The 22,561-nt window shown below is 63.6% G+C and carries 21 protein-coding genes; 18 read left to right on the top strand and 3 right to left on the bottom strand.

The annotated features are described in order from the left end of the window. Positions 1-265: 265 nt before the first annotated feature. The gene (locus IAE40_RS07710; RefSeq protein ID WP_197890523.1) at positions 266-721 is read right to left on the bottom strand and encodes an REP-associated tyrosine transposase; all 456 of its coding nucleotides are present in this window, start codon (positions 719-721) and stop codon (positions 266-268) included. Positions 722-995: 274 nt separating this feature from the next. Here IAE40_RS07710 and IAE40_RS07705 point away from each other — a divergent pair, with 274 nt between their 5' ends. The 18 genes from IAE40_RS07705 (at position 996) to IAE40_RS07620 (ending at position 19,140) form a co-directional block, all read left to right on the top strand. Next, positions 996-2,084, top strand: coding sequence for an efflux RND transporter periplasmic adaptor subunit (locus IAE40_RS07705; RefSeq protein ID WP_153774824.1), 1,089 nt, complete (start codon positions 996-998; stop codon positions 2,082-2,084). Continuing rightward, positions 2,081-3,148 (top strand): efflux RND transporter periplasmic adaptor subunit, encoded by a 1,068-nt coding sequence (locus IAE40_RS07700; protein ID WP_200602946.1) that lies wholly within the window; start codon positions 2,081-2,083, stop codon positions 3,146-3,148. The genes IAE40_RS07705 and IAE40_RS07700 overlap by 4 nt, the downstream gene beginning before the upstream one ends. Further along, positions 3,145-6,198 carry an efflux RND transporter permease subunit gene (locus tag IAE40_RS07695; RefSeq protein WP_054891097.1) on the top strand — a complete coding sequence of 1,018 codons (3,054 nt, stop codon included), beginning with the start codon at positions 3,145-3,147 and terminating at the stop codon, positions 6,196-6,198. Before IAE40_RS07700 ends, IAE40_RS07695 begins: the two co-directional genes overlap by 4 nt. Positions 6,199-6,428: 230 nt before the next feature. Continuing rightward, complete coding sequence (gene oscA, locus IAE40_RS07690) at positions 6,429-6,611, top strand: sulfur starvation response protein OscA (protein ID WP_016489716.1); 183 nt, start codon at positions 6,429-6,431, stop codon at positions 6,609-6,611. Positions 6,612-6,656: 45 nt separating this feature from the next. Further along, positions 6,657-7,664, top strand: coding sequence for a sulfate ABC transporter substrate-binding protein (locus IAE40_RS07685; protein WP_065864011.1), 1,008 nt, complete (start codon positions 6,657-6,659; stop codon positions 7,662-7,664). 153 nt (positions 7,665-7,817) lie between these two features. Beyond that, entirely contained in the window at positions 7,818-8,636 is an 819-nt protein-coding gene (cysT, locus tag IAE40_RS07680) for a sulfate ABC transporter permease subunit CysT (RefSeq protein ID WP_054891099.1), read from the top strand. A 13-nt stretch (positions 8,637-8,649) separates the two neighbouring features. Next, positions 8,650-9,522, top strand: a complete 873-nt coding sequence (gene cysW / locus IAE40_RS07675) for a sulfate ABC transporter permease subunit CysW (RefSeq protein ID WP_112899462.1) — start codon at positions 8,650-8,652, stop codon at positions 9,520-9,522. Between the two features lie 3 nt (positions 9,523-9,525). Continuing rightward, the gene (locus IAE40_RS07670; protein WP_054891101.1) at positions 9,526-10,515 is read left to right on the top strand and encodes a sulfate/molybdate ABC transporter ATP-binding protein; all 990 of its coding nucleotides are present in this window, start codon (positions 9,526-9,528) and stop codon (positions 10,513-10,515) included. Between the two features lie 418 nt (positions 10,516-10,933). Then, positions 10,934-11,734 carry an energy transducer TonB gene (locus IAE40_RS07665; RefSeq protein ID WP_063541728.1) on the top strand — a complete coding sequence of 267 codons (801 nt, stop codon included), beginning with the start codon at positions 10,934-10,936 and terminating at the stop codon, positions 11,732-11,734. A gap of 36 nt (positions 11,735-11,770) precedes the next feature. Further along, on the top strand, positions 11,771-12,493 hold the full coding sequence (locus IAE40_RS07660; protein ID WP_054891103.1) for a MotA/TolQ/ExbB proton channel family protein: 723 nt from the start codon (positions 11,771-11,773) through the stop codon (positions 12,491-12,493). A 1-nt stretch (position 12,494) separates the two neighbouring features. Continuing rightward, positions 12,495-12,896: an ExbD/TolR family protein gene (locus IAE40_RS07655; RefSeq protein ID WP_054891104.1), complete on the top strand. Its 402-nt coding sequence runs from the start codon at positions 12,495-12,497 to the stop codon at positions 12,894-12,896. A 288-nt stretch (positions 12,897-13,184) separates the two neighbouring features. Next, positions 13,185-13,766, top strand: coding sequence for an alpha/beta hydrolase (locus IAE40_RS07650; RefSeq protein ID WP_197890518.1), 582 nt, complete (start codon positions 13,185-13,187; stop codon positions 13,764-13,766). Positions 13,767-13,827: 61 nt separating this feature from the next. Further along, entirely contained in the window at positions 13,828-14,775 is a 948-nt protein-coding gene (locus IAE40_RS07645; protein WP_200602945.1) for a sigma 54-interacting transcriptional regulator, read from the top strand. 186 nt (positions 14,776-14,961) lie between these two features. Then, the gene (locus IAE40_RS07640; RefSeq protein WP_153774827.1) at positions 14,962-15,747 is read left to right on the top strand and encodes a MetQ/NlpA family ABC transporter substrate-binding protein; all 786 of its coding nucleotides are present in this window, start codon (positions 14,962-14,964) and stop codon (positions 15,745-15,747) included. A gap of 442 nt (positions 15,748-16,189) precedes the next feature. After that, positions 16,190-16,855, top strand: a complete 666-nt coding sequence (locus tag IAE40_RS07635; protein WP_065864006.1) for an amino acid ABC transporter permease — start codon at positions 16,190-16,192, stop codon at positions 16,853-16,855. Continuing rightward, entirely contained in the window at positions 16,836-17,495 is a 660-nt protein-coding gene (locus IAE40_RS07630; protein WP_112899458.1) for an amino acid ABC transporter permease, read from the top strand. The genes IAE40_RS07635 and IAE40_RS07630 overlap by 20 nt, the downstream gene beginning before the upstream one ends. After that, positions 17,492-18,265, top strand: coding sequence for an amino acid ABC transporter ATP-binding protein (locus IAE40_RS07625; protein ID WP_151926461.1), 774 nt, complete (start codon positions 17,492-17,494; stop codon positions 18,263-18,265). Before IAE40_RS07630 ends, IAE40_RS07625 begins: the two co-directional genes overlap by 4 nt. Continuing rightward, positions 18,262-19,140, top strand: a complete 879-nt coding sequence (locus IAE40_RS07620; RefSeq protein WP_153774829.1) for a transporter substrate-binding domain-containing protein — start codon at positions 18,262-18,264, stop codon at positions 19,138-19,140. The genes IAE40_RS07625 and IAE40_RS07620 overlap by 4 nt, the downstream gene beginning before the upstream one ends. Positions 19,141-19,182: 42 nt before the next feature. On the opposite strand, the gene IAE40_RS07615 is transcribed toward IAE40_RS07620, so the two are convergent. Next, entirely contained in the window at positions 19,183-20,001 is an 819-nt protein-coding gene (locus tag IAE40_RS07615; RefSeq protein ID WP_063541715.1) for an alpha/beta fold hydrolase, read from the bottom strand. A 162-nt stretch (positions 20,002-20,163) separates the two neighbouring features. Further along, on the bottom strand, positions 20,164-22,530 hold the full coding sequence (locus tag IAE40_RS07610; RefSeq protein WP_200602944.1) for a penicillin acylase family protein: 2,367 nt from the start codon (positions 22,528-22,530) through the stop codon (positions 20,164-20,166). Positions 22,531-22,561: the final 31 nt, after the last annotated feature.

Below are 22,561 nucleotides of genomic sequence, written 5' to 3'. Positions count from 1 at the left end.
TTGTGGTGATCCTGTTGGAGCAACTGTCTTGCTCAAGAATCTGAGGCCTGCGCAATCCCTGTGGGAACAGGCTTGTCCCGCGAGCACGGGCGTAGCCCGTGCCAGGCAGCGCGGTGACTTTTTCGCGGGTAAACCCGCTCCTACAGGATCACCACTGCTTTTGAAGCTTGTGGTGATCCTGTTGGAGCAACTGTCTTGCTCAAGAATCTGAGGCCTGCCCAATCCCTGTGGGAGCGGGTTTACCCGCGAAAGCTTCACCGCAGATTCAAAGCCAGACGGCATCCCAATGTGGATAGTCCCCAACATGATCGACCAGGCCCGCCCGCAATGGGTTGGCGACGATGTACCTCGCAGCGCTTTGCAGGCTTTCTTCTCTGCGCAAGGCCCGATCATGGTAGCCGGGTTGCCACACCGGATACTGCCTGACCCCCGCTTTGTGCAGAGCCAGGCTCGATCGCGACTTGAACCTGCGCATCAAACTCCCAAGCGTCACCCCCCTCAATTCGATCAACCAGTGCAGATGGTCCGGCATCAGCACCCAGGCCAGCGTGCGGCTGGCGTTTTCCTGATCTGACAGGCGTAGCTGTTTCACCAGCAGCCGGGCGCTGCGCAGGTCGTGGAACAGGGGTTGTCGTTCGTGGGTGACGGCAGTCAGCAGGTAGCACCTGCCAGGCTCTGAGCAGCGGCCGCGGCGCAGGCGGTGGGAATGGGCCAGGGGCATCGAATTTCCTCCATGAAATTGACCTTTGGAGGTTAGCGGTGCTGTTCCGACCTTGGCGCCAGTCATGGTTTCCGGATTTTGCAGTGGCCTTTTCGCGGGCAAGTCGGAGCGCCGAGCCGCCGCTTCCACAGGCCCACCCCCCTGTAGGAGCGGGCTTGCCCGCGAAAGCTTCACCGCCGATCCAAAGCCGAACCCCACAGTGCCGTTTATTGAACCCTGGACTACGCTGACAGTCGCATCCCACGAATCATTTGCGCGCAAGCAAGGAGCCTGCATGACGTTTACGCGTGCGCTGTTGGTCGTTTGCCTGGGGTTGTTGTCAGTGCTGTCAGGCTGCAAGGAACAGGCGTCCAGCCCTGAACTGCCACGCGTCGGCGTGGCACGGGTCGAACCTACCGATTTCGCCGCCAACGTCACCCTCACCGGTGATGTGCAGGCGCGCGTACAGACCGACCTTTCATTTCGCGTGGGCGGCAAGATCATCGCCCGCAACGTCGACGTGGGCGACCACGTCAAGGCTAACCAGGTGCTGGCGCGCCTGGACCCGAAAGACCTGCAGAACAATGTCGACTCAGCCAAGGCCGAGGTATTCGCCGAGCAGGCGAGGGTCACCCAGACCCGCGCCGCCTTCGTGCGTCAGCAGAAACTGTTGCCCAAGGGCTACACCAGCCAGAGTGAATACGACTCGGCTGAAGCTGCCCTGCGCAGCAGCCAGAGCGCGCTCAAGGCGGCCCAGGCACAACTGGCCAATGCCCGTGAGCAATTGAGCTACACCGACCTGGTGTCCGAGGCGGATGGGGTGATCACCGCGCGCCAGGCCGAGGTTGGCCAGGTAGTGCAGGCGACCATGCCGATCTTCAGCCTGGCCACCGACGGCGATCGTGATGCCGTCTTCAACGTCTATGAGTCGCTGCTGGTGTCGCCACCCAGCGACGAAGGCGTGATCGTCCGGCTTGTGGATAACCCCAAGGTGCAGGCCGAAGGACGGGTGCGCGAGATCACCCCGACGGTGTCTGCCGAGAGCGGTACGGTGCAGGTCAAGGTGGCGCTGCGTAACGTGCCGGCTGCCATGCAGTTGGGCTCGCCGGTAACCGCCACGGCTCACGCCCAGGGGCGCCCAAGCATCGAATTGCCCTGGTCGGCGCTGACCAAGGCGCTGCATGAGCCGGCGGTGTGGGTGGTGGGCGAGGGCGACAAGGTCGAACTGCGCAAGGTCCAGGTGGCGCGTTATCTCACCGGGCGCATCGTCATCAGCGACGGCGTGAAAAGCGGCGAAACCGTGGTGGTCAGTGGCGGCCAGTTGCTGCATCCGGGTATGCAGGTGCAGAAAGTCGACGCCAAGAGCCCCGGAGGTGAGCCATGAAACCCTTGCTGGTGTTACTTGCCACAGCCACCCTGCTGCCCGGTTGCAAGGGCGATGAGCCGGCGCCCGAGCCCGTGCGGCCGGTGCTCTCGACCCTGGTCGAGCCACAGATGCAGTCGCAGCTCGGTCGTTTTGCGGGCACCATCCAGGCACGCTTTGAAAGCACCCTGGGCTTCCGAGTGTCCGGGCGCATTGCGCGGCGCTGGGTGGACGTGGGCGCGCAGGTAAAACCGGGCGACACCCTGGCCACCCTCGATCCCACCGACCAGCAGAACCAGCTGCGCGCCGCCGAAGGCGACCTGGCGCGCGTCCAGGCGCAATGGATCAACGCCCAGGCCAATGCCCGCCGCCAGCAGCAGCTGTATGACCGCGGCGTCGGCGCCCAGGCCCAGCTGGACATTGCCCAGACCGATCTGAAGACCACCGGCGCCTCGCTCGAGCAGGCCCGTTCGGCGGTCAGCCAGGCACGCGACCAGCTCGGCTACAGCACCCTGCGCAGCGATCACGCTGCAGTAGTCACCGCCTGGCGCGCTGAAGCCGGGCAGACGGTCAGCGCCGGGCAGGAGGTCGTCACCCTGGCGCGCCCGGATGTGAAGGAGGCGGTCATCGACCTGCCGATCCACCTGGCCGAACAACTGACCCCGGCGCTGACCTTCACGGTCGCCTCGCAACTGGACCCGAGCCTCAATACCACCGCGACCCTGCGCGAGCTCGAGCCCCAGGCCGACGCCACCACCCGCACCCGGCGTGCACGGTTGAGCCTGGCGAGCACGCCCAACGGCTTCCACCTCGGTACCGCGATCAGCGTCACCCTGAGCTCGGCGGTGACTCCGCGCAGCCAGCTGCCGGCCACCGCGCTGCTCGAGCGTGATGGCAAGACCCAGGTGTGGGTGGTCGATCCGCAGCAGAAGACCGTGGCTACCCGCGACATCACCCTGCTCGAGCGCACCGATGACAGCATCGTCCTGGCAGGCGGTGTGCAGCCTGGCGAGCGGGTAGTGACCGCCGGTGTCAACAGCCTCAAGCCTGGCCAGAAGGTCACCTTCGACGAGGACGCACGATGAAAGGAAGCTTCAACCTCTCCGAATGGGCCCTCAGGCACCAGTCCTTCGTCTGGTACCTGATGTTCGTCAGCTTGCTGATGGGCGTGTTTTCCTACCTCAACCTGGGCCGCGAGGAAGACCCTTCCTTCACCATCAAGACCATGGTGATCCAGACCCGCTGGCCCGGCGCGACCCAGGACGAGACCCTGCTGCAGGTCACCGACCGTATCGAGAAAAAGCTCGAGGAACTGGACTCGCTCGACTACGTGAAAAGCTATACCCGCCCCGGTGAGTCCACCGTCTACGTGTACCTGCGCGACACCACCAAGGCCAAGGACATCCCCGACATCTGGTACCAGGTGCGCAAGAAGATCCAGGACATCCGCGGCGAATTCCCCGAGGGCATCCAGGGGCCGGGGTTCAACGACGAATTCGGCGATGTGTTCGGCTCGATCTATGCCTTCACTGCCGACGGCCTGACCCTGCGTCAGTTGCGCGACTACGTCGAGCAGGTGCGCGCCGAGGTGCGCGAGGTGCCCAACATCGGCAAGATCGAGCTGATCGGCACCCAGGACGAAGTGCTCTATCTGAACTTCTCCACCCGCAAGCTGGCAGCCCTGGGTATCGACCAGCGCCAGGTGATGCAGGCGCTGCAGTCGCAGAACGCGGTCACGCCTGCCGGGGTCATAGAGGCCGGCCCAGAGCGCATCTCGGTGCGCACGAGCGGACAGTTCGCCTCCGAGAAGGATCTGCAGAACGTCAACCTGCGCATCAATGATCGCTTCTTCCGCCTGGCCGACATCGCCAATATCGAGCGTGGCTACGTCGACCCGCCAGCACCCATGTTCCGCTACAACGGCGAGACGGCGATCGGCCTTGCGATCGGCATGAAGGCCGGCGGCAACATCGAGGTGTTCGGCCAGTTGCTCAAGGAGAAGATGACCAGCATCACCGCCGATTTGCCGGTGGGCGTGGGTGTGCATACGGTTTCCGACCAGGCTGTGGTGGTGAAGAAGGCTGTGGGCGGCTTCACCAGTGCGCTGTTCGAAGCGGTGGTCATCGTGCTGGTGGTGAGCTTCATCAGCCTTGGTATCCGCGCAGGGCTGGTGGTGGCCTGTTCGATTCCGCTGGTGCTGGCGATGGTCTTCGTGTTCATGGAGTACAGCGGCATCACCATGCAGCGGATTTCCCTTGGTGCGTTGATCATCGCCCTGGGGCTGCTGGTGGACGATGCAATGATCACCGTGGAGGTGATGGTCACGCGCCTGGAAATGGGTGAAACCAAGGAGCAGGCCGCGACCTTCGCCTACACCTCGACCGCGTTTCCCATGCTTACCGGCACCCTGGTGACCGTGGCTGGCTTCGTGCCGATCGGGTTGAACGCCAGCTCTGCCGGCGAGTACACCTTCACCCTGTTCGCGGTGATCGCCGTGGCGTTGCTGGTGTCGTGGATCGTGGCCGTGTTCTTCGCCCCGGTGCTGGGCGTGCATATTCTCAACAGCCAGAAGGTCAAGGCCCACGAGACCGAGCCGGGCAGGGTAGGGCGCGCCTTCGAGCATGGCCTGCTGTGGTGCATGCGCCATCGCTGGATCACGGTGATCGGCACCATCGTGCTGTTCATCCTGTCGGTGGTGGGTATGCGTTTCGTGCAGAACCAATTCTTCCCATCTTCGGACCGCCCGGAAATCCTGGTCGATCTCAACCTGCCGCAGAACGCCTCGATCGAAGAGACCCGCAAGGCGGTGGATCGCCTGGAGGCGACCTTCAAGGACGATCCGGACATCGTCAGCTGGAGCACCTACATCGGCCAGGGCGCGATTCGTTTCTACCTGCCTCTCGACCAGCAACTGCAGAACCCTTACTACGCGCAATTCGTGATCGTCAGCAAGGGCCTGGAGGAACGCGGCGGGCTGATGGCGCGCCTGCAGGAGCGCCTGCACAAGGACTTCGTCGGCATCGGTACCAACGTCCAGTCGCTGGAAATGGGCCCGCCGGTGGGGCGGCCGATCCAGTATCGGGTCAGCGGCAAGGATATCGACCAGGTGCGCCGCCATGCCATCGAGCTGGCCACCCTGCTCGACAGCAACGAGCACATCGGTGAGATGATCTACGACTGGAACGAGCCCGGAAAGGTGCTGCGGGTCGAGATCGCCCAGGACAAGGCCCGGCAGTTGGGGCTGTCGTCCGAAGACGTGGCCAATGTGATGAACAGCATCGTCAGTGGCGTGCCGATCACTCAGGTCAACGACGACATCTACCTGATCGATGTCGTCGCCCGTGCCGAGGACAGCGAGCGTGGCTCGCCGGATACCCTGCAGAACCTGCAGATTCTCACCCCCAACGGCACCTCGATTCCGCTGCTGGCCTTCGCCACCGTGCGTTACGAGTTGGAGCAGCCGCTGGTGTGGCGCCGTGACCGCAAACCGACCATCACCATCAAGGCCTCGGTGGCCGGCGAGATCCAGCCTACCGATCTGGTGGCCCAGCTCAAGCCGAAGATCGACGAGTTCGCCAGCAAGCTTCCAGTGGGCTACGAGGTGGCCACGGGCGGTACGGTGGAGGAGAGCGCCAAGGCCCAGGGCCCGATCCGTCAGGTGGTGCCGCTGATGCTGTTCCTGATGGCGACCTTCCTGATGATCCAGTTGCACAGCGTGCAGAAGCTGTTCCTGGTGGTCAGTGTCGCGCCGCTGGGGCTGATCGGCGTGGTGCTGGCGCTGGTGCCGACGGGAACGCCGATGGGCTTCGTTGCGATCCTCGGGATTCTTGCGCTGATCGGCATCATCATCCGCAACTCGGTGATCCTGGTGACCCAGATCGACGAATTCGAGGCCCAGGGCTACTCACCTTGGGACGCGGTGGTCGAGGCGACCAACCATCGGCGCCGGCCGATCCTGCTCACGGCCGCGGCGGCCAGCCTGGGGATGATCCCCATTGCTCGCGAGGTGTTCTGGGGCCCGATGGCCTACGCCATGATCGGCGGGATCATCAGCGCAACGCTGCTGACCTTGCTGTTCCTGCCGGCGCTGTACGTGGCCTGGTACAAGATCCGAGAGCCGCAGGCGCAGAACTGAAGCCTCGCCCCCTGTAGGAGCGGGCTTGCCCGCGAATGCAACAGTGGCTGCACCACGGCATTCGCGGGCAAGCCCGCTCCCACAGCCACCTACTGGGCTGTTCAGTAATTCAGTTATATAAACATTCTTAAACAGTATTTTTAAGAATATCCCGCCATCACTAAGATTGCCCTCAAGCCAGGCGCAATCCCCTTCCTCTGCCCGGCACCCTTACTCAATGGAGAACGAGCATGAGTGCATCTCTGCGTAGCATCGACGGTCAGGACGAAGCCACCATTCTGCGTGAAATCCAGAGCGCGCTGCGCGACCTGCGCTTCGGTGCAGTGGAGATCACCGTGCACAACGCTCAGGTCGTGCAGATTGAGCGCAAAGAGAAATTCCGCCTGCAGCAGCCCGGCAACAAGTCCGGCTGAGTCCGACACATCCAACTAGAAAAAATGCCAATCGGGAGCTTCACCATGTCCATCCGCCGTTATGCGCTCGCCGCTCTGGCCAGTGCCGTTTTTGCCGGTTCCGCCATCGCCAAGGATTACGAACTGCTCAACGTGTCCTATGACCCGACCCGTGAGCTGTACCAGCAGTACAACGCCGAATTCATCAAGCACTGGCAGCAGACGCATCCGGACGACAAGGTGAAGATCCAGCAATCCCACGGTGGCTCGGGCAAGCAGGGCCGCGCGGTAATCGATGGCCTGCGCGCCGACGTGGTGACCCTGGCCCTGGCTGGCGACATCGACGAGATCGCCAAGCTTGGCAAGACCCTGCCGGAAAACTGGCAGACCCGTCTGCCGGACGCCAGCACCCCCTACACCTCGACCATCGTGTTCCTGGTGCGCAAGGGCAATCCGAAAGGCATCAAGGACTGGGGTGACCTGGTCAAGAAAGACGTCTCGGTCATCACTCCGAACCCGAAAACCTCCGGCGGCGCGCGCTGGAACTTCCTCGCCGCCTGGGCCTATGGCCTGAAATCCGGTGGTAGCGAAGCCAAGGCCAAAGAGTACGTGCAGGAGCTGTTCAAGCACGTACCGGTGCTGGATACCGGCGCCCGCGGCTCCACCATCACCTTCGTCAACAACGGCCAGGGCGATGTCCTGCTGGCCTGGGAAAACGAAGCCTTCCTGGCACTGAAGGAAGACGGTGGCAGCGACAAGTTCGAGATCGTCGTGCCGTCGCTGTCGATCCTCGCCGAACCGCCAGTGGCGGTGGTCGACAAGAACGCCGAGAAGAAGGGCAACACCGAGATCGCCACCGAATACCTGAAACACCTGTACAGCCCTGCTGGGCAGAAGATCGCTGCGGAAAACTTCTACCGTCCGCGTGACGAGAAAGTCGCCGCCGAATTCGCCAAGCAGTTCCCGAAACTTGACCTGGTGACTATCGACAAGGACTTCGGTGGCTGGAAAACTGCTCAGCCGAAGTTCTTCAACGACGGCGGTGTGTTCGACCAGATCTACCAGGCGCAGTAAGGCCCGAGGACAGCGGGGCCGCTCCTGCAGGGGAACGCGATCCCTGCAGGAGCGGCCTTGTGCCCCGAATGGGCTGCGCAGCAGCCCCAGGATTCAAAAGTTTGCACCGGCCCGGGATTCTTCCGGGCCAAGTGCGTTCAACCAGGGATATTTATGTCACGTCGCATCTCCCCCGTCATACCCGGCTTCGGGCTGACGCTGGGCTACACCTTGGTGTACCTCAGCCTGATCGTGCTGATACCGCTGGCGGCCATGTTCATTCATGCCTCGCAGCTTACCTGGGAGCAGTTCTGGAACATCATCAGTGCACCGCGGGTCATCGCGGCGCTCAAGCTGAGTTTCGGTACCGCCCTGTTCGCCGCCATCATCAATGGCGTGATCGGCACCCTGCTGGCCTGGGTGCTGGTGCGCTACACCTTCCCCGGGCGCAAGATCATCGAAGCGATGATCGACCTGCCGTTCGCCCTGCCCACCGCCGTCGCCGGTATCGCCCTGACTGCCCTGTATGCACCTGCGGGCTGGGTCGGCCAGTTCGCCACCGACCTGGGCTTCAAGATCGCCTACACCCCGCTGGGCATCACCCTGGCCCTGACCTTCGTCACGCTGCCGTTCGTGGTGCGTACGGTGCAGCCGGTGCTGGCGGACATCCCGCGTGAGGTCGAGGAGGCCGCCGCCTGCCTGGGCGCCAAGCCGTTGCAGGTGTTCCGCCATGTGCTGGCGCCGGCACTGCTGCCGGCCTGGCTGACCGGCTTCGCCCTGGCATTCGCCCGGGGCGTGGGCGAGTACGGTTCGGTGATCTTCATCGCCGGCAACATGCCGATGAAGACCGAGATCCTGCCGTTGCTGATCATGGTCAAGCTCGACCAGTACGACTACACCGGCGCCACGGCCATCGGCGTGCTGATGCTGGTGGTTTCCTTCATCCTGCTGCTGCTGATCAACTTGCTTCAGCGGCGCATCGAAACCCCTTGAAGGAGGCCCGGTCATGTCTTCGTCATCCATAACTGCAAGCTCCGCCGCCAATGCCGCCCGCCGTGGCAGCGCCACCTCGCGCCGTGTACTGATCGGCCTTGGCTGGCTGGTGTTCGCGCTGTTCCTGCTGCTGCCGCTGGTGATCGTGGTGTCCCAGGCGCTGAAGAATGGCTTCGGCACCTTCTTCGAGGCGATCTTCGAGCCTGACGCGCTTTCGGCGCTCAAGTTGACGCTGCTCGCGGTGGTCATCTCGGTGCCGCTGAACCTGGTGTTCGGCGTCAGCGCCGCCTGGTGCGTGAGCAAGTACAGCTTCCGCGGCAAGAGCGTGCTGGTCACCCTGATCGACCTGCCGTTCTCGGTCTCGCCGGTCATTGCCGGCCTGGTCTATGTGCTGATGTTCGGCGCCCAGGGCCTGCTCGGCCCCTGGCTGCAGGACCACGATATCCAGATCGTCTTCGCCCTGCCGGGCATCGTGCTGGCGACCATTTTCGTCACCGTGCCCTTCGTCGCCCGTGAGCTGATCCCGCTGATGCAGGAGCAGGGCACGCAAGAGGAAGAGGCCGCGCGCCTGCTGGGTGCCAACGGCTGGCAGATGTTCTGGCATGTCACCCTGCCGAACATCAAGTGGGGCCTGATCTACGGCGTGGTGCTGTGTACCGCGCGGGCCATGGGCGAGTTCGGTGCGGTGTCGGTGGTCTCCGGCCATATCCGCGGCGTCACCAACACCTTGCCGCTGCATGTGGAGATCCTCTACAACGAGTACAACCATGTCGCGGCCTTCAGCGTGGCCAGCCTGTTGCTGATCCTGGCGCTCTTCATCCTGCTGCTCAAGCAGTGGAGCGAGAACCGTATTAACCGCCTGCGCCACAGCGCAGCGGAGGAATAAGTCATGTCGATCGAAGTTCGTAACGTCAGCAAGCGCTTCAACAGTTTCCAGGCCCTGAACAACATCAACCTGGATATCCACAGCGGTGAGCTGGTCGCGCTGCTCGGCCCCTCCGGCTGCGGCAAGACTACCCTGCTGCGCATCATCGCCGGCCTAGAGACGCCGGATGACGGCAGCATCGTGTTCCACGGCGAGGACGTCTCGGGCCACGATGTGCGCGATCGCAACGTCGGGTTCGTGTTCCAGCACTATGCGCTGTTCCGCCACATGAGTGTGTTCGACAACGTCGCCTTCGGCTTGCGCATGAAACCCAAGGGCGAACGCCCGAGCGAGAGCAAGATCGCCGAGAAGGTCCATGAGTTGCTGAACATGGTCCAGCTCGACTGGCTCGCCGACCGCTATCCCGAGCAGTTGTCGGGGGGCCAGCGCCAGCGTATCGCCCTGGCCCGTGCCTTGGCGGTGGAGCCGAAGGTGCTGCTGCTCGACGAGCCGTTCGGCGCCCTCGATGCCAAGGTGCGCAAGGAGCTGCGCCGCTGGCTGGCGCGGTTGCACGAGGATATCAACCTGACCTCGGTGTTCGTCACCCACGATCAGGAAGAGGCCATGGAAGTGGCCGACCGCATCGTGGTGATGAACAAGGGCGTGATCGAACAGATCGGCTCGCCGGGCGAGGTGTACGAGAAACCGGCCAACGACTTCGTCTACCACTTCCTCGGCGATTCCAACCGCCTGGCCTTGAGCGAGGGCAACCATGTGCTGTTCCGTCCTCACGAGGTGTCGCTGTCGCGCCATGAGACCGAGGGCCACCACGCTGCCGAAGTCCGCGACATTCGCCCGCTGGGCGCGACCACCCGAGTGACGCTGAAGGTCGAGGGGCAGAGCGAGCTGATCGAGGCCGAAGTGGTCAAGGACCACGACAGCCTGACCGGGCTTGCGCGCGGCGAGACCCTGTTCTTCCGGCCGAAGGTCTGGCAGAAGGTGGCGGATATCTAAGCTGCCGTGTGCATGAAGAACCCGGGTTTGCAGCCCGGGTTTTTTATTGCCTGGGCGAAGGTTGGGGCTGCTGCGCGGCCCTTCGCGGATAAACCCGCTCCACAGGCTCCCCTCGGCTTCAAGGACAGCGCTGTGCCTGTAGGCGCGGGCTTGACCCGCTATCGAGGGCGCAGCCCTCGCCGGATTTCGATACCTTCCACGAATATTTTGCATGCCGCACGTGCATGATTTTCCCGGTGCATCGTTACAGCCCTTGTGCCACGCGGCTTTGCGGGAACCCTTGAAATCTTATATTCGATAAAGGAATAGCTTTAATTTTAAACATTACTTTCAGAGATAAGCCTCTGGAATGGATGATTCAGCCACGAGGACCGGCCAAGGTCCGAAGACCTGCATCACGTTTCCAGGAGTCGATTCAATGGGTAATGTCCAGACGGCCGCGAGGGCCTACGACCAGCCATGGCGCCCGGCCCCGGGCGACCTGGTCGAGCTTGGACGCACGCTTCGCCTGCCGCTGGCGCAGCTGCGCCTGCAGCGCACGCCGGTCAGTGGTCTCAAGCGTCGCGACAAGCTGGCGCTGGGGTTGCTGGTGCTGGTCCTGCATGGCGCTGCGGCCTACTGGGTCAGTCAGCGACCAACCCCCGAGCTGCCGGTGATTCCGCCAGAGATTCCGCCGATGACCATCGAGTTCGCCGCCCCGGCGCCGCCGGTCGTCGAGCCGCCACCGCCTGTGCCTGTGGTCGAGCCGCCACCGCCACCACCGCCGGTGGTCGATGAGCTGGCTGCCAAGCCTGCACCGAAGCCGGTACCTAAACCAAAACCGGTGCCAAAGCCCGTACCCAAGCCGCAGCCCAAACCGGTCGAGGCGCCACCACCGGCACCGACCCCAGCGCCTGCACCGCCTGCTCCGGCACCTGCACCACCAGCACCGGCACCGGTCACGCCCGCTTCAGCCAACGCCGCGTACCTGAAGAACCCGGCGCCGGAATACCCGCAACTGGCCCAGCGCCGTGGATGGGAAGGCACCGTGTTGTTGCGGGTGGAGGTACTGCCTAGCGGCAAGCCGGGGCAGATCCAGATCCAGAAGACCAGCGGCCGCGATGCCCTGGATGCTGCCGCGCTCGCTGCGGTGAAGCGCTGGAGCTTCGTGCCGGCCAAGCAGGGTGACGTGGCCCAGGTGGGCTGGGTCAGCGTCCCGATCGATTTCAAGCTTCGTTAACTCGCGCCATCGAACCGAACATAGGAAGACTTCATCATGAGCCTGTTGGCATCCCCTCTCGAATCCGTTGAAAGCGCCGTCATCTGGCTGCTGGTTGGTTTTTCCGTGGTCACCTGGGCGTTGGCCCTGGTCAAGGTCGTGCAGTTCGTGCGGCTGAAGAACCAGGACAAGCGCTTCCATGCCCAGTTCTGGGCCGCTTCAAGCCTCGACTCGGCGGCCGAGATCAGCCACGAGCAGCCAGGCCCTGCGGCCCGCGTCGCCCAGGCCGGTTATGCTGCCATCGCCGTGGGCGAGCCGGGCCAGGCGGCCGACCTGAGCCATGCGATCAATCATCAGGACCGCCTCGAGCGCGCCCTGCGCCAGCAGATCGTGCGTGAGCGTCGTTCGCTGGAAACCGGCCTGGCCGTGGTCGCCAGTATTGGCAGCACCTCGCCGTTCATCGGTCTGTTCGGCACGGTGTGGGGCATCATGGAAGCGCTCAAGGGCATCAGCGCTGCCGGTTCCGCCAGCCTGGAAACCGTGGCCGGTCCGATCGGCGCGGCGCTGGTCGCCACGGGCGTGGGTATCGCCGTCGCGGTGCCGGCGGTGCTGGTCTACAACTACTTCCTGCGTCGCCTCAAGCTGACCGCTGCCGACCTCGACGACTTCGCCCACGACTTCTACAGCCTGGCGCAGAAGAGTGCTTTCCGCGTCCTGGTTCACCCGACCCTGCAAAAAGCCCAGGCCGGTTTCGGCCAGCCGGTGAAGGAGGCTTCCTGACATGGCGTTCTCGACCCAGGACAGCGATGAAGTCCTCAGTGAAATCAACGTCACGCCGCTGGTGGACGTCATGCTGGTGCTGCTGGTGGTGTTCATCGTCACCGCGCCGCTGCTGACCAACGCCATCCCGATCAACTTGCCCAAGACCGAGGCCGTCGCGCCGGTGGAGCAGAAAGACCCGTTGGTGGTGAGCATCGATGGTGGCGGCAAGCTGTTCATCAACAAGGATGAGATCCAGCCGGACCTGCTGGAAACCAACCTCAAGGCGGCCAGGGAAAAGGACGCGGATGTGCGTGTACAGCTGCAGGCTGACGACGGTGTCAACTACGGCGAAGTGGCGCGGGCGATGGCGGCCATCGAACGTGCCGGGATCAGCAAGCTGGCGGTGATCACCGCGCGTTGATCGGCAACACCCTCTTCAGGCAAGTGCTTCAGGGCCATTTCTCTTGGCAGGGGATGGCCCTTTTTTTTTATGCACCTCCCTGTAGGAGCGGGCTTGCCCCGCGATGGCGTCCGCGCAGGCGACGATGTTGCCCAGGCGGACGTCATCGCGGGGCAAGCCCGCTCCTGCAAAGGGGCGTGCAATTACCTTGATTATGGTTATTAATAAATAGCTTCTTATTCCTTTACGAATATAACTGCCTCCCTATACTTGGTTCCCAAGCACGCAAACTTCCAAGGAGGCGTCCCCATGCGCAATGAGTCGATTCGTTACCTGATTGTGCCGGGCTGGCAAGGATCGCCAGACAATCATTGGCAAAGCCACTGGCAGCGCAGCCTGCCCAACAGCGCCCGGGTCGAGCAGCGAGATTGGCTCACCCCGCAGCGGCGCGACTGGGTGCAGGCGCTCGAGCAGGCGATTGCCGCCGAACGCTCGCCGGTGATCCTCATCGCCCACAGCCTGGGCTGCGTCACCGTCGCCCACTGGGCCGCGCAGGCCAGCCCTGCGCTGCTGCGCCGGGTGCGAGGGGCGCTGCTGGTGGCGCCAGCGGACGTCGAACGGCCGACCTGCGCGCCGGCCTTGCGCAACTTTGCGCCCATCCCGCTGCATGCGCTGCCGTTCCCCAGCCAGGTGGTCAGCTCGGACAACGATCCGGCCGTCAGCGTGCCGCGTGCACTGTACCTGGCCAAGGCCTGGGGGGCGGAAGCGGGGCTGTTGAGCAATGCCGGGCACATCAACGTCAAATCCGGTCACGAGCGTTGGGAACAGGGCTTCGCTTATCTGTACCGCCTGCAAGGCCGGATCGAGCAGCGCTCACTGCGCCGCGCCTGACCTGGTCTTTCAACCGATTCGCTGACTCCCCGGTCGCCTGCGGCCGGGGCGGGAGTTTTCCATGAGTTTCAACAATCCCTTCGGCCAGCCGCTGCTGACGTTCCCCGAGCTGGACAAGAGCCCGCTGAGTATCCGTGCCAAGGCGCTGGTATTCGTCGATGCACGTTCGCAGCAACTGCGCGAAGCGCTCGAACGCCTGGCGCCGCAACCGCTGCCGGTGCTGATCCGTGGTGAGACCGGCACCGGCAAGGAGCTGCTGGCCAGGCAGATCCACCGCGCCAGCGATCGCGCGGGGCTGTTCGTCTCGGTCAACTGCGCGGGCATCAGCCACACCTACGCCGATGCCGAGCTGTTCGGCTACAGCGCCGGTACCCATGGCGGCACGGCCAGCAGTCGCGCAGGCTGGTTCGGTTCGGCCAATGGCGGCACCTTGTACCTGGACGAGATCGCCGACCTGCCGTTGGCCATCCAGGGCAAGCTGCTGGCGGCACTGGAAAACCGCGAGGTCACCCGGGTCGGCGCCCACCAGCCACAGGCCGTGGATGTGCGCCTGGTGGCCGCCTCCAGCATCGACCTGGCCCAGGCAGTGCGTGCCGGGCGCTTCAACGAGCGGCTGTACCTCTATCTGCGCGAGGGCGAACTGGAGCTGCCAGCGCTGCGCCAGAGGGTCGGGGACATCCTGCCGCTGGCCGAATACTTCGTCGGCATCTACAGCGTGCGCCTGGAACGCAGCGTGCCGCTGATCAGCGAAGCGGCGCAGCAAGCGCTGGAAGCCCATGCCTGGCCCGGCAACACCCGCGAGCTGGAGAACGTCATCCACTTTGCCCTGCTGGTGGCCGAGGGCGATGAAATTCTCCCGCAGCATCTGGACCTGCCCGAGCGCGCGCCCCTGACCCGTCTGGCCAGCCAACTCGCGCAACTGGGGCGCAGCCGTGAGCCAGGTACGCTTGCCGCCTTGCGCGAATTGCTGGAGCGAAGCCTGGTAGAACTGAACGCATCCGCGGGCTAGAGCGGTTGCCGGTTGTTCATAAGCAAAGCGGGTGATGGCTTTTTGTTTTTGGAATAAGCAGCGAATCAAAAGATATTGTTAGGGCATAAAAAATCCCGGTATCGTCCGCTCCACGCCCACTGTCGAGACGGTGCGGCACCTGACTTCGCCATCGTCGATGGCCCCAGCTTGATAACAAGGATCCCCATGAAAAAGACCCTGCTGACGACTGCCCTCGCCGCTGCCCTGTCGCTGTCCGGCCTGGCTCACGCCGCCGAAAAACTGGTGGTAGCCGCCACGCCGGTGCCACACGCCGAAATCCTCGAGCTGATCAAGCCGACCCTGGCCAAGGAAGGTGTGGACCTGCAGATCAAGGTCTTCACCGACTACGTGCAGCCGAACGTGCAGGTCGACCAGAAGCGCCTGGACGCCAACTACTTCCAGACGCTGCCGTACCTGAAGAACTTCAACGAAGGCAAGGGTACCCACCTGGAAACCGTGATCGGCGTGCACGTCGAGCCGTTCGGTGGCTACTCGAAGAAGGTCAAGAGTCTGTCGGAGCTCAAGGAAGGCGCCACCGTGGCTATTCCGAACGAGGGCAGCAACAGTGGTCGCGCCCTGCTGCTGCTGCAGAAGGCCGGCCTGATCACCCTGAAGGATCCGAAGAACGCCCTGGCAACGCCGAAAGACATCGCCGAGAACCCGAAGAAACTGAAGTTCCGCGAGCTCGAGTCGGCCATGCTGCCGCGCGTGCTGGATCAGGTCGACCTGGACATGATCAACACCAATTACGCGCTGGAGGCGGGGCTGAACCCGGCCAAGGATGCGCTGGTGATCGAGGGCAGCGACTCGCCTTACGTGAACTTCCTGGTCGCGCGTCCTGATAACAAGAACAGCGACGCCATCCAGAAGCTGGCCAAGGCCCTGACCAGCCCTGAAGTGAAAGCCTTCATCGAGAAGAAGTACCAAGGTGCGGTGCTGCCGGCGTTCTGATTTGCCCGGTTAGTGCTTCATATGAAAGCGCCGACACTGCTGTGTCGGCGTTTTCGTTTGGAAACCGAAACCTTCAGCGCTGCCCGGCAAGCGCCTTGCGCAGGGCCAGCAACCACTGAAGCTGTTCATTCGAAACGGGCGTGCTTGGGCTGTTCATTGTTGTCGTCCCTGTGGGCCTGGCTGGCCGATCAGTCTGAAGTCCTTTTGAGAGGTATTTCGAAGGAAAGATCCCTGGCAGATGTATGAAATTTCCGGTTAGCCCGTCGGGTGATATCAATATGCAATAAAGGTATTTAGAGAAAGATTTTTATGCCTTTAGAGTCTACCCATCGTGCTTACCCGCACACACCTTTTCATCGTCCACGACGCTGAGCCAACCTCGCGTCGAGCCCGGAACCTTGCCCATGTCGTACCTCCGTGACCCTGTGTCGAGGCGTTATCCATGACCTTCGACACTGCCTTCATGCTTAGCACACTCCCGGCATTCCTCAAGGCTGTTGGCGTCACCCTGCAGGTCGGGCTGATCGCCATCGCCACCTCGCTGCTGGTCGCCGTGTTCAATGCCGCCGTACTGGTGTTTCGCACCCCCTACCTGTGGCGGCTGGTCAAAGGCTACGTAGAGCTGGCGCGCAACACGCCGCTGCTGATCCAGTTGTTCTTCGTCTATTTCGCATTGCCGACCCTGGGTTTGAAAGTATCCGGCTTCGCTGCCGCGATCATCACCATGACCTTCATGGGCGGCGCCTACCTCACCGAGGTGCTGCGGGCGGGTGTCGAAGCGGTGCCACGGGCGCAGCTGGAGTCCGGGCGCTCCATCGGCTTGTCCGAGGGCCAGCTGCTGCGCCACGTGATCCTGCCCCAGGCCGGCATCCTCAGCTTGCCGGCGCTGTTCGCCAACTTCATCTTCCTGCTCAAGGAAACCACCGTGGTCTCGGCGGTAGCCGTGCCGGAAATCCTCTACACCACCAAGAACTACATCGCCCTGTACTACAAGACCTACGAAATGCTCGCAGTGCTGACGTTGCTCTGCGTGCTGCTGTTCCTGCCGTTGTCGCTGCTGCTGCGCCACCTGGAAAGGAGGTTGCAACATGGCCAGTTCGGCAATTGAGCTGCTGCTGGTGTCCTTGCCGCAACTGGCCAAGGGCGCCGGACAGACCCTGGCGATCTCGGCCTTGGGCATCGTTTTCGCCACCCTGGGCGGTGTGCTCTATGGCGTGCTGGCCACGTTGGGCAAGCGTGCGGTGAACATCGCCTTGCAGGTCTACCTGGAGCTGTTTCGTGCAATACCGGTGCTGGTCTGGTTGTACCTGGTGTTCTTCGGGTTGCCGATCTTCTTTTCGCTGAGCATCCCCAGCTTCTGGTGCGCGGTGCTGGTGCTGGGGCTGTGGGGCGCCAGCGAGGTGGGCGAGGTGGTACGCGGGGCGCTGGCTTCGCTGCCGCGCGGCCAGCGCGAGGCGGGGCTGTCGATCGGTCTTTCGGGCCTGCAGTTGTATGGGCACGTGCTGTTGCCGCAGGCGCTCAAGCGCATGACGCCACCCACCATCAATATCTACACACGGATCGTCAAGACCAGCTCGCTTGCCGTGCTGATCGGCGTCGTCGACGTCATCAAGGCCGGCCAGCAGATCATCGAGCGCACCTACGAGTCGGTGCTGATCTACGGCGTGTTGTTCCTGTTCTTCTTTTTCATCTGCTACCCGCTTTCCGCCGCCTCGCGCGCGCTGGAACGCCGCTGGGCCCACTCATGAGCGCATTGATCGAATTCCAGGGTTTCAACAAGTTCTTCGGCGAGCACCAGGTGCTCAAGGATGTCGACCTGCAGGTTCAGGCCGGTGAAGTGGTGGTGATTCTCGGCCCCAGTGGCTGCGGCAAGAGCACCTTGCTGCGTTGCCTGAACGGCCTGGAGGACGCCCATGGCGGTAGCCTGCGCCTCGATGGCCAGGAGCTGCTGGGCCCCGGCACCGACTGGCGCCAGGTCCGCCAACGGGTGGGCATGGTGTTCCAGAGCTATCACCTGTTCGGCCACATGAGCGTGATCGACAACCTGCTGCTCGGCCCGCTCAAGGTGCAGAAGCGCGAGCGCACCGAAGCCCAGGCGCAGGCCGAGGCGTTGCTGGCGCGGGTGGGGTTGCTGGACAAGCGGGACGCCTTCCCCCGGCAGTTGTCGGGTGGCCAGCAGCAGCGCATCGCCATCGTTCGTTCGCTGTGCATGAACCCGCAGGTGATGCTGTTCGACGAGGTCACCGCAGCCCTGGACCCAGAGATGGTCAAGGAGGTGCTGCAGGTGATCCAGGGCCTGGCCCGGGACGGCATGACCCTGCTCATCGTCACCCACGAAATGGCCTTCGCCCGTGCGGTGGCCGACCGTATCGTGTTCATGGAGGCCGGCAGGATCCTTGAACAGAGCGACCCTGAGAGCTTCTTCAGCCAACCGCGGACCGCACGCGCGCAGCAGTTCCTGGACAAATTCTCCTTCGTCGAAAGCCTGCCGAAGACACTACACAAGGAACTGTCATGAAAACTGCCCACTTCACCAAACTGCTGGCGCCGCTGTTCGGCCTGGCCTTGCTGGCCGGTTGCGACAAACCCGCGGAGCCGGGCAAGTCGGCTGCGGCGACGTCTGCACCGTCCACCAGCTACCTGGAAACCATCAAGGCCCGCGATAAGCTGATCGTCGGCGTCTTCACCGACAAGCCGCCGTTCGGCTTCGTCGACGAGAGCGGTCGCTACGTGGGCTTCGACACCGATATCGGTCGTCGCTTCGCCAAGGACCTGCTCGGCGACGAGAACAAGGTCGAGTTCGTGGCCGTGGAACCCGCCAGCCGCATCCCGTTCCTGCAGAGCGACAAGGTCGACCTGATCCTCGCCAACATGACCGTCACCCCGGAGCGCAAGGAAGCGGTCGATTTCACCAACCCCAACCTGCGTGTGGCGGTGCAGGCCATCGTGGCCGATGGCAGCCCGGTGAAAGCCCTCGATGACCTGGCCGACAAGACCATCATCGTCACTACCGGCACCACCGCCGATATCTGGCTGACCAGGAACCACCCGGATTGGAAGCTGCTCAAGTTCGAGAAGAACAGCGAATCGCTGCAGGCCCTGGCCAATGGTCGTGGCGATGCCTATGCCCAGGACAACCTGATCCTGTTCAGCTGGGCCAAGCAGAACCCAGGCTACCGCGTGTTGCCAGAATTGCTGGGCGACGAGGCTCCGATCGCCCCGGCGGTGAAGAAGGGCAACACCGAGCTGCGTGACTGGGTCAATGCCGAGCTGGCCAAACTGGGTGAGGAGAAATTCCTGCTCAAGCTGTATGACCAGTACGTGCGCAAGGAGCTGAGCGATGACACCAAGCCTGAGAGCGTGATCGTCGAAGGCGGCAAGTGGCAGGGGTGAGTCAGGGTCCAATCGCGGGGCTGCACTGCAGCCCCGGCGATATCAGCGGTTACGCGGCAACCAGTTCAACAGGAACTCATTCACCACCTTCGGGTTCTCCAGGCTGGAGATATGCCCTGCGAATGGAATCTGCGCTGCCAGGCAACCGATGATCCGTGCCATTTCGTTGCTTTCGGCAGGCGGACGCGGGATGTCCTGGTCGCCGCAGACCACGATGGTCCGCTCTGCCGGCAACTCGCCCAGGCGGCCCAGCAGGTCAGGGCGTCCGAAAATTACCCGCCCCATCGGGTCGAGGCTCTGGCGAATGGCCTCGGCACTGCTGGCCTTGAGGTCGGCGCGGAACTGCTCGCGAACTTCCGGCACCGTCTGGCCGCCGGCATGGAAGAAGATCGGCACCACGATGTCGAGCAGTGGGTCAGGGAAGAACCCTGCGCCGCTGGCGGCATCCAGCAGGCCGAAGTACTTCAGGCGCGTTGCTTCAGGTTCGGCGCCGAGGTAGGTATCCATCAGCACGATGCGGTCAACCCGTTCCGGGTGCTCGATCGCCAGCTCAGCACCCCACATGCCGCCGACCGACAGGCCGACCAGATGGCATTTGTCGATGCCCAGTGCGTCGAGAAACGCCAGGTGCTGGCGTGCCAGCGCGCTCATGTCGGTGGTGGTGGCTGGTGGTGCCTCGGAGTCGCCATGGCCCCAGAGCTCGGGCACCAGCACGCGGAAGTGTTTCGACAGCGCATCGATCTGCGGTTGCCACATCGCGGCAGACCACAGATAGCTATGGCCCAGCAGCACCGGGAAGCCCTGGCCCTGGTCGACGTAGCTCATGCGGGCGCCGTCGATTTCGATGAAGTGCTTTTGCATGAGGAAGGCTCTTGGAAGAAAGGGGCGCTCAGGTTACCTGTTCGCAGTGTGAAGGGTTGTGAAACCGGTCATGTTCGGGCTGCGCCTGTGGTGATCTTTTCGCGGGCACGTCGGCGCGACGAATCGCCGTTCGCGCAGACGTGCACCGCCGATGTCCAGGGCTCACTGCCCCGGCGGCACCAAGCGCAAGGTGCTGCGCGCCGGAATCACCCCCATCTGCGCCTTGTGATAGCGCCCCTGCACATAATCCTCGGCCTGGTCCGAATAGTGCCGGTCGAACGGTACGCCACTCTGGCCTACAGGGTTGATTGTCAGCGCTTGCCCGGCATCGGCGAAGTCGATCAGGCGTCGGGTCGAAGGCCCGTAGTTCACCGGCCAGGGCGCTGGGCCGATCTTCGCCGACAGGTTGTTCGGCACTTCGTGGGTGCCCGGTGCGGCGAAGGGGCCGACATTGAACAGCAGGTTCAACGGTTTCTGCTGGCCCAGCGGGTGGTTGTGGGTGAGGGTGTGGGCTTTGCCCCATTGCCAGTCCGCCGGGTCGTTGCCGTACAGCTCGCGCAGATGCGCCAGGCTGCGTTGCCAGGCCTGACGGACGATGGCGGTGCGGTCGGTACGGTCGTGGCCGCCGCGCAGGTTCCACCAGGGGGAGTCGGCGTCGGCCGCCAGGCGCGGTAGCGCAGCGTCGATGGCACGGGTGCTGATCAGCACCTTGAACCAGGTGTCGCCCAGCTCGTCATGCAGGGCGGCGAACGCCAGTTCGTAGAGGAACTGGTTGAACAGCGTGGCGCTGGTCGAATCCAGCGGGTAGTCGCCGCGCCATGCGGCCAGCTGTTCGACCAGCTCCTTCTGCTCGTCACCCTCGGCGATCGCACGCAGGGTACTCAGCAGCGGCGCCAAGGTACGAGGGCCGTAGTCGGTGCTGGTGTCCAACTGCAGCGTCTGGCTGTTCTGCACATCCCATTTGACCTGCGGGTCGGCCAGTCGACGATCCAGCTGGCGGCCACGGTCGGGCAGGTTGTAATAGCCGGGAATCGGGATGGCGGCCGGCGGCTGGTAGTTGGCCGAGACAATGTAGCCGCTGGGCGGGTTCTCCTGCTGGGGATTGGCGCTGAAGGGGTAGAAGCCGAGCTTGTCGGCCTGGTGGGTACTGCCGTCGAGAATGAACGCCGGGTTGACCCCGTCTGGACGAATGGGTAACTGCGCCGAGGCCCACCAGCCGATGTCACCGCGAGCGTTGGCCCATACCAGGTTCAGCCCCGGTGCCTGGATCTTCGCTGCGGCCTCGCGCATCTTGCCCAGGGTGTCGGCGCGGTTGACCTGGTAGAAGGCGTCGAGAATAGGGTTTTCGGTTTCCAGGAACGCCCACCACATGGCAATGGGGGTTTGCCCTGCGGTTTCGCCGAGTACATCGTTGACGATCGGCCCGTGGGGCGAACGGCGCAGGTTGATGGTCACCGGCGCTTCGCCCTTGACCGCGATCTGTTGCTCGGTCGTCTCCAGCGCACGCCACTGGCCATCGACCATGACCTGGTTGGCGTCGGCGGGATTGGTCTTCTCGGCGATCAGGTCGACGTCGTCGTTCTGGAACATGGTCAGGCTCCAACCGAAATCACGATTGTGACCGAGCAGGGCGAAGGGGTTCAGCGCCTGGAAATAGCCGTAGAGGTTGAAGCCCGGGGCCGATAGCTCGGCCTCATACCACACCGCCGGTACTGCGAAGCCGATATGCGGGTCGCCCGCCAGCAGGGGGCTACCACTGCGGGTATGGCTGCACGCGACGACCCAGGCGTTGCTGCCTTCGAACTGCGGGATGCCGGCGTCGCCGAGCGCCTGGTGGCTGAGCTGGGCCAGGCCTTCGAGGGTGCGCCAGTCACTGGCGGCAAGGGCCGGGCGCAGAGCGCCATCGGGCTGCCAGTCGAGGTCGAAGATCTTCAGATACTCGGGGCCGAGCTGGTCACGAATGTAGGTCAGCGCAGGCTCGGTGCGGAAGGCTGCGGCAAAGCTGTAGGCCAGGTAGCCGGCGATGCTCAGGGTGTCTTCGGCAGTGAAGGGCCGTTCAGCGATGCCGAGGACGTCGAACTCCACCGGCTTGGGATGGTTGGCCTGCCAGCTGTTCACGCCTTCCAGGTAGGCCTGCAATGCGAGCCAGGACGGTGACTGGTGATCCAGGCGCTCGACCATCCGCGCCGCCTGCTCGCGGATGCGCAGGCTGCGAAACAGGGTGTCGGTGGGCACCAGCTTGCTGCCCAGCACTTCGGCCAGCTCACCCCGTGCCAGGCGGCGCACCAGTTCCATCTGGAACAACCGGTCCTGGGCGTGCACATAGCCCAGGGCACGGTACAGGTCGGGCTCGTTCTGCGCCTGCAGATGCGGCACTCCGCGTTCGTCATAGCGCACGCTGACCGGTGCGCTCAAGCCGGTGATAGCCACTTCGCCTTCGCGCTGCGGCACTTTGCCGTGCACGTACCAGTACGCGCCGGCGGCGGCCATGGCCACGACGACGGCAAGCAGAGTGAGGCTGCGCTTCATAGAATTCCTTATGCCATTGGGGAGGCGGCGA

It is taken from the genome of Pseudomonas sp. S44 (genome assembly GCF_016624805.1).
GTDB classification, from domain to species: domain Bacteria; phylum Pseudomonadota; class Gammaproteobacteria; order Pseudomonadales; family Pseudomonadaceae; genus Aquipseudomonas; species Aquipseudomonas machongensis.
This window is presented reverse-complemented; position numbering and strand designations above follow the sequence as displayed.

Bases quoted from the DNA above. Each gene is read 5' to 3' on its own strand.
- IAE40_RS07670 (WP_054891101.1), top strand. From the start codon at position 9,526: ATGTCGATCGAAGTTCGTAACGTCAGCAAGCGCTTCAACAGTTTCCAG.
- IAE40_RS07645 (WP_200602945.1), top strand. From the start codon at position 13,828: ATGAGTTTCAACAATCCCTTCGGCCAGCCGCTGCTGACGTTCCCCGAG.
- IAE40_RS07700 (WP_200602946.1), top strand. From the start codon at position 2,081: ATGAAACCCTTGCTGGTGTTACTTGCCACAGCCACCCTGCTGCCCGGT.
- IAE40_RS07685 (WP_065864011.1), top strand. From the start codon at position 6,657: ATGTCCATCCGCCGTTATGCGCTCGCCGCTCTGGCCAGTGCCGTTTTT.
- IAE40_RS07630 (WP_112899458.1), top strand. From the start codon at position 16,836: ATGGCCAGTTCGGCAATTGAGCTGCTGCTGGTGTCCTTGCCGCAACTG.
- IAE40_RS07665 (WP_063541728.1), top strand. From the start codon at position 10,934: ATGGGTAATGTCCAGACGGCCGCGAGGGCCTACGACCAGCCATGGCGC.
- IAE40_RS07615 (WP_063541715.1), bottom strand. From the start codon at position 20,001: ATGCAAAAGCACTTCATCGAAATCGACGGCGCCCGCATGAGCTACGTC.
- cysW (WP_112899462.1), top strand. From the start codon at position 8,650: ATGTCTTCGTCATCCATAACTGCAAGCTCCGCCGCCAATGCCGCCCGC.
- IAE40_RS07695 (WP_054891097.1), top strand. From the start codon at position 3,145: ATGAAAGGAAGCTTCAACCTCTCCGAATGGGCCCTCAGGCACCAGTCC.
- oscA (WP_016489716.1), top strand. From the start codon at position 6,429: ATGAGTGCATCTCTGCGTAGCATCGACGGTCAGGACGAAGCCACCATT.
- IAE40_RS07705 (WP_153774824.1), top strand. From the start codon at position 996: ATGACGTTTACGCGTGCGCTGTTGGTCGTTTGCCTGGGGTTGTTGTCA.
- IAE40_RS07620 (WP_153774829.1), top strand. From the start codon at position 18,262: ATGAAAACTGCCCACTTCACCAAACTGCTGGCGCCGCTGTTCGGCCTG.
- IAE40_RS07710 (WP_197890523.1), bottom strand. From the start codon at position 721: ATGCCCCTGGCCCATTCCCACCGCCTGCGCCGCGGCCGCTGCTCAGAG.
- IAE40_RS07635 (WP_065864006.1), top strand. From the start codon at position 16,190: ATGACCTTCGACACTGCCTTCATGCTTAGCACACTCCCGGCATTCCTC.
- cysT (WP_054891099.1), top strand. From the start codon at position 7,818: ATGTCACGTCGCATCTCCCCCGTCATACCCGGCTTCGGGCTGACGCTG.
- IAE40_RS07640 (WP_153774827.1), top strand. From the start codon at position 14,962: ATGAAAAAGACCCTGCTGACGACTGCCCTCGCCGCTGCCCTGTCGCTG.
- IAE40_RS07625 (WP_151926461.1), top strand. From the start codon at position 17,492: ATGAGCGCATTGATCGAATTCCAGGGTTTCAACAAGTTCTTCGGCGAG.
- IAE40_RS07610 (WP_200602944.1), bottom strand. From the start codon at position 22,530: ATGAAGCGCAGCCTCACTCTGCTTGCCGTCGTCGTGGCCATGGCCGCC.
- IAE40_RS07660 (WP_054891103.1), top strand. From the start codon at position 11,771: ATGAGCCTGTTGGCATCCCCTCTCGAATCCGTTGAAAGCGCCGTCATC.
- IAE40_RS07650 (WP_197890518.1), top strand. From the start codon at position 13,185: ATGCGCAATGAGTCGATTCGTTACCTGATTGTGCCGGGCTGGCAAGGA.
- IAE40_RS07655 (WP_054891104.1), top strand. From the start codon at position 12,495: ATGGCGTTCTCGACCCAGGACAGCGATGAAGTCCTCAGTGAAATCAAC.